The following is a 13,905-nucleotide window of genomic DNA, read 5'->3' on the forward strand; positions in this document are numbered from 1 at the left end:
GGAGGGCTCATTTTTGTCGCAATTACCGATACGTTATGAGTTCATTAAATCATGCAAACAAACAGGTGCACGTCTTGGCCGCGTTCATACACCGCACGGCTCTTTTGAAACACCTGTATTTATGCCAGTAGGTACACTGGCTACAGTCAAAACAATGGCGCCTGAAGAATTAAAGGCAATGGATGCAGGCATCATCTTAAGCAATACGTACCACTTATGGCTCCGTCCAGGTCACGATATCGTAAAAGAAGCAGGCGGTCTGCACAAATTTATGAACTGGGATCGAGCCATTCTAACTGATTCAGGCGGATTCCAAGTTTTCTCATTGAGTGAATTTAGAAAAATTGAAGAAGAAGGCGTTCACTTCCGTAATCATTTAAACGGAGACAAGCTGTTCCTATCTCCTGAAAAAGCCATGGACATCCAAAATGCGCTTGGTTCTGATATTATGATGGCATTTGATGAATGCCCGCCATATCCTGCAGAGTACGATTACATGAAACGTTCTGTGGAGCGGACAAGCAGATGGGCAGAGCGCTGTCTAACAGCGCACCAGCGTCCAGAGGATCAAGGGCTGTTTGGAATTGTCCAAGGCGGAGAATACGAAGAGCTTCGAAAACAAAGTGCAAAAGACCTTGTTTCACTTGATTTCCCAGGCTACGCCATCGGAGGCTTATCTGTAGGGGAACCAAAAGATGTGATGAATCGTGTACTTGAGTTCACTACACCATTTTTACCGGCAGACAAACCAAGGTACTTAATGGGTGTCGGCTCGCCAGATTCCTTAATTGACGGCGCCATTCGCGGTGTAGATATGTTTGACTGCGTACTGCCTACGCGAATTGCAAGAAACGGTACCTTAATGACTAGTGAAGGCCGTCTTGTTGTGAAAAATGCAAAATATGAGCGTGACTTTAGACCAATCGATGAGAACTGTGACTGCTATACATGTAAAAACTATACACGCGCCTATATTAGACATCTCATCCGAACAAATGAAACGTTCGGAATTCGATTAACAACTTATCATAATCTTCATTTTCTGTTAAAATTAATGGAGCAAGTGAGAGAAGCTATCCGTGAGGATCGTTTAGGTGATTTTAAAGAAGAGTTTTTTGAGCGTTATGGCTTTAACAAACCGAATGCGAAAAACTTTTAACGCATAAACGAAAGGCTTTACAATGCTTTAGAAAGGGGTGAAATAGAATGGATGGTGGTATGGGTTCAATCATTATGATTGTTGTCATGTTTGCTGTGCTTTACTTCTTGTTAATCCGTCCACAGCAAAAGCAACAGAAAGCTGTGCGTCAGATGCAGCAATCTTTATCAAAAGGCGATAAAATCGTCACAATCGGTGGTTTACACGGTGAAATCGACTCAATTGATGAATCAAAAGTGGTCATCAAAACAAGCGAAAACAACCGTTTAACTTTCGATCGCCGTGCTATTAGAGAATTAGCTGACAAAGGCTAATCCTCCGATACATAGCAATAAAAAAAGAGCGATATGAACCGCTCTTTTTTTATTTGCCTCGAAGATTGACGCCAATCATTCCCCCCAGCATACAAGTGCCTAAAAATGCCCCATGATAGATGAACTGCTCTGGTGAAAACGTTTTTCCAAACCCCAAATATTGAAATGAAAATACAGTGAGAGAAAAAATGATAGATGTGATCGCACCAATTAGCCAGCCGCGCTCCTTTGCTTTCCCGCCAGAAATGATGCCTCCTAACAACAGGGCAACAAAGGACAAAATCATAATCATCCATTTAAATGATGATTCCTGCATACTTGTGAATGTAAGCATGAGCGACACAAGTAAACTTGTGACAACCATCACGACAAAAATGGCAATTAATCCGGATAAAATGCCTTTTCCAATATGTTTTGTTTCTTGCATGTGATTTGTCTCCTCTCCAATTGACCGAAGCTTGTCTTTTACTAAAATGTATTCACAGTGGAGAAAAAATAGACATGTTTCAGACGTTTCTTTTCTACATAAATAAAGTGTTTTGACACAAGCTATGTTGGAGAAGGAGGGTTTACATCACATGCAGGACATCTTGATCATTTCCATGAGAACCATCATTTTATATTTTCTTATTTGGTTTATCTTTCGCTTAATGGGCAAAAGGGAAATTGGCGAGCTGAGTATTTTAGATCTAGTCATTTTTATGATGATTGCAGAAATTGCGGTTCTCGCCATAGAAGAAGTAGAGGATCACATGTTACATACGGTATGGCCAATCCTGCTGTTAACCTTCATTCAAATCACACTTGCCTATCTCTCATTGAAATTCCAAGGCGTCCGGCGCTTTCTTGACGGCAAACCGGTCTTGCTCATCATCAATGGCAAAATAGACGAGGGTGCAATGAGAAAACAGCGATACAATTTTGATGACCTGCTTATTCAATTAAGAGAAAATAACATCGACAGTATTCAGGATGTCTCTTACGCTATTTTAGAGCCGTCTGGAAAGCTCGCCGTCGTCGAAAAAGAAAACAAGCTCAAACATGCAGCGCTTGAGCTTCCACTTGTTGCGGACGGTGTAGTGCAGCATGATCACCTTAAGCAAATCAATCAAAATGAACAGTGGTTGAAAGATGAGCTTGCTAAAAGAGGTTACCATGATATCGAGCAAATCTCTTACTGCAGCTTTAATCAAAAAACATTTTATATTGATTTGAAAGATGAAGTGATCAAAAAGAGATGAGCTAAAACAGCTTCCCAATGAACGGAATGCGGCGCAGCTCTTCTCGTTTCACTAGTCCTAGGCAGATTAATAGAATGACATACAGCATGCACGTAACAAAGATGAGTGTTACAAGTTCAATAGGAGCAGAAAAGAGTCCGTTTACTTGAGATTTCAGCCAAAGACTGACAGCCCCCGTACCGATAATCACAAGGACGCAAAGTCCATATTCCTTTAATGGTAAATGAATAGGCAGCACCTTTCCAACAGTTGCCGCATGGAGCAGTGTGACAAGGATGATGCCGATTAAGATCGCAAGTGCTGCGCCCATAATGCCAAAGCCAGGCTGTGAAGCAAGAACAAAAATCATCCCTGTTTTCACAATTGCACCTATCAGGCTGTTGGTCATCGCCGCACCAGCTAAATTGAGTGCTTGAAGCACGGCTTGAAGGGGCCCCTGAAAATAATATAGAAGGAAAAATGGCGCCATGAATTTCACATAAATAGCCGCATGCGATGAACCATACATAAAGAGCGTTAAATCTTCTGCGTAAACGAAAAGAATAATACATGAAATGCCTCCGCTGAGTAAACAAAGGCGCATCGCCTGCTTCAGCCGGTATTCGACCGTTTTACGTTTATTCTGCTCCATTCCTTCACTGATCGCCGGAACTAATGCAGTGGAGAGTGAATACGTAATAAAACTAGGCAGTGTCAAAAGGGTCAGGGCAAGCCCGGTCAACTCCCCGTACTGCCTTGTCGCCTCAACAGCCGCATATCCAGCAATGGCAAGACTTTGCGCGACAACAATCGGCTCTAAAAACCACGAAATATTCCCGATAAAACGGCTGCCTGTTGTTGGCAGGGCAATGCTCATCAGCTGCTTAAATGTGTCCTTCCCGTCATGAATCGCCTTAAAAAATCGTTTTCGAATACGAATGGTCTTTTTATAGCGAAAGGCGATCAGTAAGTAAGCAAGTGAAATCATCTCTCCAATCACAGATGACACCATCGCACCTGCTGCCGCAAATTCAATCCCGTAAGGAAGGAAAGCCGTTGTACATACCGCGACTAATGAAATTCTTGCGACCTGTTCCAGAACTTGAGACATCGCTAGCGGACTCATTTGCTGTCTGCCTTGGAAATAGCCTCTTAACACACTGGAAATGGCGATGACTGGTACGACGGGTGTAATGGCAAGCAGTGGATAGACCGTTCTAGGGTCTGTCAGCATATTTTCTGCCATGATAGGCGCAAACCATAAAAAGAGCGGCGTGAAAATCAGGCTGAGTGTTCCTGTTATCGCAAGGGACATGACCAGAATACGTTTTGTTTTCTGTTTGTCACCCCGGGCTTCTGCTTCTGCGACAAGCTTACTAATGGCGACAGGCAGTCCGAATTGCGTGAGCGTCACGGCGAGAAAAAAGGTAGGTGCAGCCATCATATAAAGCCCGACCCCTTCTTCGCCAATGAACCTCGCAATGACAATTCGATTGACAAAACCCAATATTCTCGTGATAAAACCTGCTAAAATTAAAATAATGGTCCCCTTTAAAAACGTTTGCTTCGTCAAATCACAGATCACCTGCCTTCTCAAACGACATAGAATCATATACAATAAGATATGCGTGTATATCGTCCAAGCATGACAAGTCTCTCGATAAAAAACTGAAAAGGGGGAGCTACGCAATGACACAACACCCAGCTGCTATTTACAAAGACCATTTAAAGCCTTTTCTGTTCAGTAAGCTTGAAGAATTCATCGTTTTGGGCTATAAAGATGTAGATTTAGAGGAATTATGGTCATACTTAGAGAATAAGAAGTGGAAGAAAAAACAAGAGTATCCGATTCATGAAATGGTTGCAGATATCTTATCTGTAAAAATAGGCGAATTTATGAACTATGCAACCGTTCAGTCGTTTAAAACGTCTGCTTTTTTGGACAGTGAAGATGGCAAGAATATGCTTGATGAACTGTTAAAATAAGCCATCTTAATGGATTCAGGTGTTTAAGGAGGAAATACATAATGAAAAAAGGGCGCATTCTTGCGTTTTTCTTAGTGGTTCTGTTAATCGGAACTGGCGTGGGCTTACTGACAAAGCCTGTTGCGAAAGATATGACGCTAGGGCTGGATTTACAGGGTGGATTTGAAGTCCTGTATGATGTACATCCAGTGAAAAAAGAGGACAAGATCACAAATAGTGTTCTCGTTAGTACCGTGGAGGCTCTTAACCGAAGAGCAAACGTGCTTGGTGTAAGTGAGCCGAACATTTCGATTGAAGGCAACAACCGTATCCGCGTGCAGCTTGCGGGTGTAAAAGATCAAAACAGAGCAAGGGAGATTCTTTCCACTGAAGCACAGCTATCCTTCAGAGATACGAATGATAAAGAACTCCTAAACGGGGCTGACCTAGTCGAAAACAGTGCAAAACAAACATTCAGTCAAACGAATGAGCCAATTGTGACGGTTAAACTAAAGGATGCGAAAAAATTTGGTGACGTTACAAGAAAAGTAGCAGCGATGGCACCAAATAATCAGCTTGTCATTTGGCTTGATTACCACAAAGGAGATTCCTTCAAAAAAGAAGTCTCAAAATCAAACCACAAGTATGTATCTGCACCAAATGTGAATCAAGAAATTAACAGTAGTGACGTACAAATTGAAGGAAAGTTTACTGTCCAAGAGGCAAAAGACCTTGCGAGTATTTTAAATGCCGGGGCATTGCCAGTGAAATTAACAGAAAAATATTCCACATCTGTGAGTGCACAGTTTGGTGAACAAGCACTGAACGAAACAGTGTTTGCAGGAATAGTAGGAATCGCATTTATCTTCTTATTCATGCTGTTTTATTACCGATTACCTGGCCTAATAGCTGTCATCACACTTTCAGCTTATATCTACATTACGCTGCAAGTGTTTGACTGGATGGGCGCGGTTATGACACTGCCTGGAATTGCCGCACTCATTTTAGGGGTAGGGATGGCTGTCGATGCCAACATTATTACTTATGAGCGGATTAAGGAAGAGCTGAAGCTCGGCAAATCAGTCCGTTCTGCTTTCAGATCAGGGAACCGCAGATCATTTGCGACTATCTTTGATGCTAACTTAACAAGTATTATTGCCGGCGGAGTGCTGTTCTTCTTCGGGACAAGCTCTGTAAAAGGATTTGCAACAATGCTCATCCTCTCGATTTTAACAAGCTTTATCACAGCTGTTTTCCTATCAAGATTCCTTCTCGGTCTTCTTGTTGAAAGCCGCTATCTTGACCGGAGAAAAGGCTGGTTTGGTGTTCGTCAAAAAGACATTATGAACATTCATGAAACAACAGAAACCACCGAGCCAAAAACACCATTTGATAAGTGGGATTTCGTCAGCAAACGTAAAGGATTTATGATTTTCTCAGCTACTATCACCATTGCGGGAATCATCGTTCTTTCCATCTTCAAGCTGAATGCGGGAATCGACTTTACAAGTGGAACTAGAATTGATATTCAAAGTGATCACAAGCTGTCAACTGAACAAGTCGAGCAAGACTTTAAAAAGCTTGACCTTGAGACAGACAGTGTCGTGTTATCGGGTCAAAAAGAGAATCAGGCAGCAGCGAGATTTGTCGGTGTGCCGAACAAAGAAAAGATTGCTGAAGTGAAAGATTACTTCAAAGATAAATACGGAACGGAGCCAAACGTAAGTACAGTGTCTCCGACTGTCGGAAAAGAACTTGCCCGTAATGCGCTATATGCCGTCATCATTGCCTCCATCGGGATCATTTTATATGTATCCGTCCGATTTGAGTATAAGATGGCGATTGCGGCAATTATTTCGCTGCTATATGATGCGTTCTTTATCGTGGCCTTCTTTAGTATTACGCGCCTAGAGGTGGATGTCACCTTCATTGCCGCGATCCTCACGGTCATTGGGTACTCGATCAACGATACGATCGTTACCTTCGACAGGGTTCGTGAGCAAATGAAGAAACGTAAACCGAAAACCATTGAAGATCTATCGTACATTGTGAACTTAAGCTTACAGCAAACCTTTACGCGATCTGTCAATACGGTGCTGACTGTACTTGTCGTTGTTGTCGCACTGCTTATCTTCGGATCAGCGTCGATTACAAACTTCTCCATCGCCTTACTTGTCGGCTTATTAACAGGGGTGTATTCATCCCTTTATATCGCGGCACAAATTTGGCTGATGTGGAAAGGCCGCGAGCTGAAAAAACCAGCTAAGATAGATACAGATCAAGATATTTAATCTAGAAAGACTGCCTTATCGGCAGTCTTTTTCTATTGGTTTTCCAAAAGTTAAACGCTTTGAAAAAACATTTTGGGTTTCATTGATCTTAAAATGGTCTTTTGCTATAATGACTTACGTTTAGATCAGTATAGAAAGCGGGTGTCTGTTTAAGGCATTTTGCTTTATTCATTGGAGGGGCTGTGATGAAGGTTCGGGAAACTGAACTGCCAGGTATCGGTCATAAAGCCGAAATGATCACAAGAAATAATGAGAAGCTTGCCATCATTACACATAATGACGGCAGAAGAGAAATGTATCATTTTCAGGAGGACGACCACGAAGAAACGATTTCTGGTATCCTGCTAAACGATGAAGAAGCAAGACAAATTGCGGCTATTTTAGGCGGCATGGTCTATAAGCCGAAAGCGCTTGAAACCGTAGAGGTAGCCATTGATGATCTAGTGATTGAATGGTTTAAAATTGAAAAGAATGCACCAGCTGTTCAGAGAAGCATCGGTGAACTCAATGTCCGCCAAAACTATCAAGTAACAGTCATCGCCATTATGAGAAAATCACATGAGAAGATTTTAAATCCAGGACCAGATACCATCATCGCAGAAGGGGATACCCTTGTTATTTCTGGAGAAAGAAAAGAATTAAAGAACCTGATTAAAGAAAAACTCAGCAGCTGATGATGCCCATGCTGATAGGTTTTCTTCCGCTGCTTTTTTTCTGTGTTTAAAAAAGGCAGTGAAAAGGGAAGAATAAAAGAAAAAGCTTGGGGGATTTGTAGATGAACAAACAACAATGGACCATCATACTCGCATTTATTTTCGTATTAATTGTCTCAGTATTTGCCGTGATTAATGTACGGCCTGTCGAGGTAGACTACTTATTTGGAACGGCTGAATGGCCGCTGATCCTCGTCATTATCGGTTCTGTTTTAATGGGCGGACTGATTGTGGCATTTGCAGGGATCTTCCAAATTGTGAAACTGAAACGTGAACTAAAGGCATTAAAAGCTGAGCGTGCAGCCGCTGCACCTGCTGCTTCGACGAAAAAGGCAGACAAAGATCTTCAAAAAAAATCGCATGTTACGCCTTTAAAAGAACAGCCAGCATCATTTGACCGGAAGGAAAAATAATCTTCCAGCACAATTTCATAAAATAAAAATTGAAACCCCTCAGGCCACTCTAGTATAATAGTGTGGTTGAGGGGTGAATTTATGTTATTATCCAAAATGCGCTGGGAATATGAACATCCAAGCGAAGAAAAAGTGAAATCACTCTCTGAAAATCTGAATATTTCAGCGCTGACTGCATCGCTTCTCGTAAAAAGAGGACTTGAAGAAGTAGAAGAGGCGAGGTCTTTTTTATTTGATCAAAAAGCCGAATTTCATGATCCATTCTTATTAAAAGGAATGAAAGAAGCAGTAGAGCGCATCAACAAAGCGATCGAAGAGCAGGAATCGATTGTGATCTTCGGAGACTATGATGCAGATGGTGTGACAAGTACGTCTGTACTTTTACATACATTAAAAGAGCGGTCTGCGATAGTAGACTTTTATATTCCAGATCGGTTTAAAGAAGGCTATGGGCCTAATGAACAGGCTTTTCGATATATCAAGGAGCAAGGAGCATCGCTTGTCATCACGGTTGATACAGGCATTGCTGCTGTAAATGAAGCACGTATTGCAAAAGAAATAGGGCTAGACCTGATCATTACAGATCACCATGAACCAAGTGAGGAGCTGCCTGAGGCACTTGCCATTGTCCATCCTAAGCAGCCAGGCTGTGAGTATCCCTTTAAAGAACTTGCTGGTGTAGGTGTAGCGTTTAAAGTGGCGCATGCACTTCTTGGGGAGCTGCCAGTTCAGCTGTTAGATCTTGCAGCAATCGGGACAATCGCGGATCTTGTACCGCTTCATGATGAGAATAGATGGCTCGCCAAAAAAGGGCTTATGCAGCTTCGTCAGTCGAATAGACCGGGGCTGAAAGCTTTATTGAAAGAAGCGGGAGCCACTTTAGAAGAAGCGAACGAGGAAACGGTCGGCTTTCAAATTGCGCCAAGGCTGAATGCTGTAGGACGAATTGAACAGGCAGATCCAGCTGTTCACCTTCTTATGACTGAGGATAAGGATGAAGCAGAAGAGCTCGCTCGTTTTGTACAGGAACTGAATAAAGAACGACAAAAGATTGTCAGTATGATCACAGAAGAAGCCATTCAAATGGTGGAAGAGGCAGGCGATGACCAGTCTGCGATCGTTGTAGCGAAAGCTGGCTGGAATCCGGGTGTTGTCGGAATTGTTGCCTCTAAATTGACGGATACTTTTTCTCGTCCGGCGATTGTGCTTGGAATAGATGAAGAGACGCAAATGGCAAAAGGATCAGCCCGGAGCATTCCTGGCTTCGATCTATTCTTCCATCTAAGCAAATGCCGCGACATCCTGCCGCATTTTGGCGGGCATCCGATGGCAGCAGGGATGACACTTCGAGCGGATGATGTCACTCTACTAAGGGAAAGATTAAATCAATATGCCAATGAAACATTGACGGAAGAAGATTTTATTCCCATTCAGCGGGTCGATGCTGTGTGTAAGGTAGACGAATTGACGGTTCAAGCGATTGAAGAAGCAGGAATGCTGTCACCATTTGGTATGTCAAACCCAAAACCGTTCATTATGATTGAAGATGCGAAGCTTGAAGATATCCGAACAATTGGGGCAAATCACAACCATATTAAAATGTCTCTGAAAGACGAAGACAAGCTGCTTGACTGTGTCGGCTTTCACCAAGGGAAATTAAAAGAAGAAATTGTTCCAGGAAGCCGCATTTCCGTGATTGGAGAAATGTCCGTCAATGAATGGAATAACCGGAAAAAGCCCCAGCTAATGCTAAAAGATGCACGAGTTGATGAATGGCAGCTGTTTGATCTGCGCGGGAAAAAGGATTGGGAGAAGAAAGTTTCGACGCTTGATTCTGAAAAATCTTTGGTTGTCTGTTTTGATGAAGCAACGAAACAAAACGTCGATATCCCCATTCATCATGTTCATGCAGAAAATGTATCAACGTTTGATGTACACGGAAAGTATGTGGTCTTTGCGGATGTTCCGGCAGATGAGCAATTGCTGAAGCAGCTTTTAGAAAATCAGAAGCCTGCCAGAATTTATACGGTTTTTCAAAGAGAAGAAGATCATTTTATGTCCTCTTTCCCAAGCCGTGATCAATTCAAATGGTTTTATGGGTTCTTGTTTAAACGGGGAAGTTTTCCTATCAAAGAACAAGGAATGGAGCTTGCCAAACATAGAGGCTGGACAAAAGATACAATCATTTTTATGACAAAGGTGTTTTTTGAACTCGGTTTTGTTAAAATAGAGAATGGTGTGCTGTCAATAGTACTTGATGCCCCTAAAAAAGATTTAACGGCATCAGCGTCCTATACAGCAAAACAACGATTGATGGAACTCGATCAAACACTAACATATTCCTCAGCTAAAGAGCTGAAGGAATGGCTGAATAGCATGATGAGCGAAGTCTCACCTGTGCTTTGACGTACGAGGAGGAAAAGGAAAAGATGGATTTAAAACAATATGTGACAGTTGTACCTGACTACCCAAAGGAAGGTGTACAATTTAAAGATATTACAACGTTAATGGATAAAGGCGAAGTGTACCGTTATGCAACGGATCAGATCGTTGAATACGCGAAGGAAAGAGACATTGATCTCATTGTTGGACCTGAAGCGCGTGGATTCATTATTGGCTGCCCTGTAGCATACGCACTTGGTGTAGGTTTTGCACCAGTTCGTAAAGAAGGAAAGCTTCCTCGTGAAGTCATTAAAGTCGATTACGGCTTGGAATATGGTAAAGATGTATTAACGATTCATAAAGATGCGATTCGTCCTGGTCAGCGTGTCCTGATTACAGATGACTTACTGGCAACTGGTGGAACAATTGAAGCGTCCATCAAGCTTGTAGAGGAATTAGGCGGCGTTGTGGCAGGGATTGCATTTTTGATTGAGCTGACGTATCTTGACGGCAGAAAGAAGCTTGACGGCTACGACATCATGACGTTAATGCAATACTAATGGAGTTTTTCGTAAAAAGCACTCAGTAAGAAGGGTGCTTTTTTCCTATCAAAAATCTTTTAGCGGACTTCTTCTCTTTACATCTATCGAATTTTTCTTGATAATAAACTACAATACAGTTTTCATTTAAAAAGGTGATTCCATGGCGAACGAACAAGTTTTAACGGCGCAGCAGGTCATTGACAAGGCAAGAGAATACCTGTCCGCTGAACATATTCAATTTATAGAGCGAGCATATGAATATGCTGAAAATGCACACAAGGAGCAATACCGGAAATCTGGTGAGCCCTATATTATCCATCCAATTCAAGTGGCAGGCATTCTTGTTGACCTTGAAATGGATCCATCAACCATTGCAGGCGGTTTCCTGCACGATGTAGTTGAGGATACAGATGTGACATTACAGGATTTAAAAGAGCATTTTAACGAAGAAGTAGCAATGCTTGTTGATGGTGTCACAAAGCTCGGGAAGATTAAATATAAATCACAAGAAGAACAGCAGGCCGAAAACCATCGAAAAATGTTTGTTGCAATGGCGCAGGATATTCGCGTGATCTTGATTAAGCTGGCAGACCGTCTTCATAACATGAGAACGCTCAAACATCTTCCGCAGGAAAAGCAGCGGAGAATTTCAAATGAAACACTTGAAATCTTTGCACCGCTTGCGCACAGATTAGGGATTTCAAAGATTAAGTGGGAGCTTGAAGATACAGCACTCCGCTATTTAAATCCGCAGCAATATTACCGAATTGTGAATCTGATGAAGCGTAAACGAGCGGAACGTGAGGAATACTTGGACGAGGTTGTCAATGAAGTGAAAGACCGCGTGTCTGAGGTGAACATCAAGGCTGAATTTTCCGGAAGACCAAAACATATTTATAGCATTTATCGCAAAATGGTCTTGCAAAATAAGCAGTTTAATGAAATTTATGATCTGCTTGCCGTTCGTATTTTGGTCGACAGCATTAAAGACTGTTATGCGGTGCTCGGTATTATCCATACATGCTGGAAACCGATGCCAGGCAGATTTAAGGATTATATTGCGATGCCAAAGCCGAACATGTACCAATCTCTTCATACAACGGTGATTGGGCCAAAAGGTGATCCACTTGAAGTTCAGATCCGTACAGTGGAAATGCATGAAATTGCAGAATATGGGATTGCGGCACACTGGGCATATAAAGAAGGCAAAGAGTCAGCAGAATCAACGGAAGAAGCGGTCTTCCAAAAGAAGCTTTCTTGGTTTAGAGAAATTCTTGAATTCCAAAACGAATCCACAGATGCAGAAGAGTTTATGGAATCGTTAAAAATCGATCTCTTCTCTGATATGGTGTTTGTGTTTACACCAAAAGGAGACGTCATTGAACTGCCGTCAGGCTCAGTTCCGATTGACTTCTCTTACCGGATTCACTCGGAAATTGGGAATAAAACGATCGGTGCCAAGGTCAATGGCAAAATGGTCACACTCGATCACAAACTAAAAACAGGTGACATTATTGAAATTCTGACATCAAAGCACAGCTACGGGCCAAGTCAGGATTGGGTCAAGCTTGCCCAAACCTCCCAAGCGAAGCACAAGATCAGACAGTTTTTCAAAAAACAGCGCCGTGAAGAAAATGTCGAAAAAGGCCGAGAGCTCGTGGAAAAAGAAATCAAAAACCTTGAGTTTGATGTCAAAGACATTCTGACCGCTGAAAACCTGCAAAAAGTGGCTGACAAATTTAATTTTTCAAACGAAGAGGACATGTATGCAGCTGTTGGATATAACGGCATTACTGCACTACAAGTCGCCAATCGTTTAACGGAAAAAGAAAGAAAACAAAGAGATCAAGAAGAGCAAGAGAAAACCGTTCAAGAAGTGACGGTGGAACCAAAGACGTATCACGGGAAAAAACGGGAAGCTGGCGTAAGGGTCAAAGGGATTGATAACCTGCTTGTCCGCTTATCTAAGTGCTGTAACCCTGTTCCTGGCGATAGCATTGTCGGCTTTATTACGAAGGGCCGAGGCGTATCTGTTCACCGTGAGGACTGTCCGAACGTGAAGACAGGAGAAGCGCAGGAGCGGTTAATTCCGGTCGAGTGGGAGCATGAGCAGCCTGCTAAAAACCGTAAAGAATACAATGTGGAAATTGAAATATTAGGATATGATAGACGCGGCTTACTCAATGAGGTGCTTCAAGCAGTTAACGAAACCAAAACGAACATCTCCTCTGTTTCTGGGAAGTCTGATCGTAACAAAGTGGCGACGATCCATATGGCGATCTTTATCCAAAATATTAATCATTTGCACAAAGTAGTCGAACGCATTAAACAAATCAAAGACATTTACTCTGTTCGCCGATTCATGAATTAGAAAGGAAGTATATCGTCTATGAGGCTTGTTGTGCAGCGTGTGACAAATGCATCTGTGAAGGTAGAAGAAGAGATCACAGGTGCCATAAGCGAAGGATATATGGTGCTTGTTGGTGTCACACACGAAGATACAGAAGAAGATGTGCTTTACTTAGCTGAAAAGCTTGCACATTTACGTATTTTTGAAGATGAAAATGGGAAAATGAATCGTTCATTATTGGACATAAAAGGAAGCGTTCTGTCTGTGTCGCAATTTACCCTTTATGGTGATACGAGAAAGGGCAGACGGCCGAATTTTATGAAAGCCGCCAAGCCGGATGCAGCCAATTCGCTTTACGAATGTTTCAATAAAACCCTTAGAGAAAAAGGTATCCATGTTGAAACTGGCCGTTTTGGTGCGATGATGGACGTGTCATTGACCAATTCAGGACCAGTCACGATCTTAATGGACAGCAAAGAATAGATTCTTTTTAGACTGTAGATGAACTCATGCGGGAGTTTGTTTAGAGTCTTTTTTTTGTGGTCAAACAAAAAAA

The 13,905-nt window shown here is 42.2% G+C and carries 13 protein-coding genes; 11 read left to right on the forward strand and 2 right to left on the reverse strand.

Annotated elements, in window-relative coordinates:
- Positions 1-13: 13 nt before the first annotated feature.
- Both tgt and yajC read left to right on the forward strand, forming a co-directional pair.
- The gene (gene tgt, locus QSJ46_RS14395; RefSeq protein WP_024423141.1) at positions 14-1,159 is read left to right on the forward strand and encodes a tRNA guanosine(34) transglycosylase Tgt; all 1,146 of its coding nucleotides are present in this window, start codon (positions 14-16) and stop codon (positions 1,157-1,159) included.
- Between the two features lie 47 nt (positions 1,160-1,206).
- Positions 1,207-1,473: a preprotein translocase subunit YajC gene (yajC, locus tag QSJ46_RS14400; protein ID WP_008360993.1), complete on the forward strand. Its 267-nt coding sequence runs from the start codon at positions 1,207-1,209 to the stop codon at positions 1,471-1,473.
- A 49-nt stretch (positions 1,474-1,522) separates the two neighbouring features.
- On the opposite strand, the gene QSJ46_RS14405 is transcribed toward yajC, so the two are convergent.
- On the reverse strand, positions 1,523-1,900 hold the full coding sequence (locus QSJ46_RS14405) for a TIGR04086 family membrane protein (RefSeq protein WP_285604894.1): 378 nt from the start codon (positions 1,898-1,900) through the stop codon (positions 1,523-1,525).
- Between the two features lie 151 nt (positions 1,901-2,051).
- Here QSJ46_RS14405 and QSJ46_RS14410 point away from each other — a divergent pair, with 151 nt between their 5' ends.
- A complete protein-coding gene (locus tag QSJ46_RS14410) occupies positions 2,052-2,714 on the forward strand; it encodes a DUF421 domain-containing protein (RefSeq protein WP_039180318.1) in 663 nt (220 codons plus the stop codon).
- Between the two features lies 1 nt (position 2,715).
- On the opposite strand, the gene spoVB is transcribed toward QSJ46_RS14410, so the two are convergent.
- On the reverse strand, positions 2,716-4,266 hold the full coding sequence (spoVB, locus tag QSJ46_RS14415) for a stage V sporulation protein B (RefSeq protein WP_047203350.1): 1,551 nt from the start codon (positions 4,264-4,266) through the stop codon (positions 2,716-2,718).
- A gap of 116 nt (positions 4,267-4,382) precedes the next feature.
- Here spoVB and QSJ46_RS14420 point away from each other — a divergent pair, with 116 nt between their 5' ends.
- From QSJ46_RS14420 to dtd, 8 genes are all read left to right on the forward strand, one after another.
- The gene (locus QSJ46_RS14420) at positions 4,383-4,679 is read left to right on the forward strand and encodes a post-transcriptional regulator (protein ID WP_003216788.1); all 297 of its coding nucleotides are present in this window, start codon (positions 4,383-4,385) and stop codon (positions 4,677-4,679) included.
- 41 nt (positions 4,680-4,720) lie between these two features.
- Positions 4,721-6,949: a protein translocase subunit SecDF gene (secDF, locus tag QSJ46_RS14425; RefSeq protein WP_039180313.1), complete on the forward strand. Its 2,229-nt coding sequence runs from the start codon at positions 4,721-4,723 to the stop codon at positions 6,947-6,949.
- A gap of 185 nt (positions 6,950-7,134) precedes the next feature.
- The gene (locus QSJ46_RS14430) at positions 7,135-7,623 is read left to right on the forward strand and encodes a cation:proton antiporter regulatory subunit (protein ID WP_285604895.1); all 489 of its coding nucleotides are present in this window, start codon (positions 7,135-7,137) and stop codon (positions 7,621-7,623) included.
- Between the two features lie 101 nt (positions 7,624-7,724).
- Positions 7,725-8,075, forward strand: coding sequence for a LapA family protein (locus tag QSJ46_RS14435; protein WP_039180309.1), 351 nt, complete (start codon positions 7,725-7,727; stop codon positions 8,073-8,075).
- A gap of 81 nt (positions 8,076-8,156) precedes the next feature.
- On the forward strand, positions 8,157-10,481 hold the full coding sequence (gene recJ, locus QSJ46_RS14440) for a single-stranded-DNA-specific exonuclease RecJ (protein WP_285604896.1): 2,325 nt from the start codon (positions 8,157-8,159) through the stop codon (positions 10,479-10,481).
- A 23-nt stretch (positions 10,482-10,504) separates the two neighbouring features.
- On the forward strand, positions 10,505-11,017 hold the full coding sequence (locus QSJ46_RS14445; RefSeq protein ID WP_024423133.1) for an adenine phosphoribosyltransferase: 513 nt from the start codon (positions 10,505-10,507) through the stop codon (positions 11,015-11,017).
- Between the two features lie 142 nt (positions 11,018-11,159).
- Positions 11,160-13,370, forward strand: a complete 2,211-nt coding sequence (locus QSJ46_RS14450) for a RelA/SpoT family protein (protein ID WP_047203353.1) — start codon at positions 11,160-11,162, stop codon at positions 13,368-13,370.
- An 18-nt stretch (positions 13,371-13,388) separates the two neighbouring features.
- Positions 13,389-13,832: a D-aminoacyl-tRNA deacylase gene (dtd, locus tag QSJ46_RS14455; protein ID WP_024423131.1), complete on the forward strand. Its 444-nt coding sequence runs from the start codon at positions 13,389-13,391 to the stop codon at positions 13,830-13,832.
- Positions 13,833-13,905 lie beyond the last annotated feature (73 nt).

The sequence above is a fragment of the Bacillus sp. YKCMOAS1 genome (assembly GCF_030268125.1).
In the GTDB taxonomy this organism is placed as follows: domain Bacteria; phylum Bacillota; class Bacilli; order Bacillales; family Bacillaceae; genus Bacillus; species Bacillus safensis.

Bases quoted from the DNA above. Each gene is read 5' to 3' on its own strand.
- QSJ46_RS14445 (WP_024423133.1), top strand. From the start codon at position 10,505: ATGGATTTAAAACAATATGTGACAGTTGTACCTGACTACCCAAAGGAA.
- QSJ46_RS14410 (WP_039180318.1), top strand. From the start codon at position 2,052: ATGCAGGACATCTTGATCATTTCCATGAGAACCATCATTTTATATTTT.
- dtd (WP_024423131.1), top strand. From the start codon at position 13,389: ATGAGGCTTGTTGTGCAGCGTGTGACAAATGCATCTGTGAAGGTAGAA.
- QSJ46_RS14450 (WP_047203353.1), top strand. From the start codon at position 11,160: ATGGCGAACGAACAAGTTTTAACGGCGCAGCAGGTCATTGACAAGGCA.
- QSJ46_RS14420 (WP_003216788.1), top strand. From the start codon at position 4,383: ATGACACAACACCCAGCTGCTATTTACAAAGACCATTTAAAGCCTTTT.
- recJ (WP_285604896.1), top strand. From the start codon at position 8,157: ATGTTATTATCCAAAATGCGCTGGGAATATGAACATCCAAGCGAAGAA.
- secDF (WP_039180313.1), top strand. From the start codon at position 4,721: ATGAAAAAAGGGCGCATTCTTGCGTTTTTCTTAGTGGTTCTGTTAATC.
- QSJ46_RS14405 (WP_285604894.1), bottom strand. From the start codon at position 1,900: ATGCAAGAAACAAAACATATTGGAAAAGGCATTTTATCCGGATTAATT.
- QSJ46_RS14435 (WP_039180309.1), top strand. From the start codon at position 7,725: ATGAACAAACAACAATGGACCATCATACTCGCATTTATTTTCGTATTA.
- QSJ46_RS14430 (WP_285604895.1), top strand. From the start codon at position 7,135: ATGAAGGTTCGGGAAACTGAACTGCCAGGTATCGGTCATAAAGCCGAA.
- yajC (WP_008360993.1), top strand. From the start codon at position 1,207: ATGGATGGTGGTATGGGTTCAATCATTATGATTGTTGTCATGTTTGCT.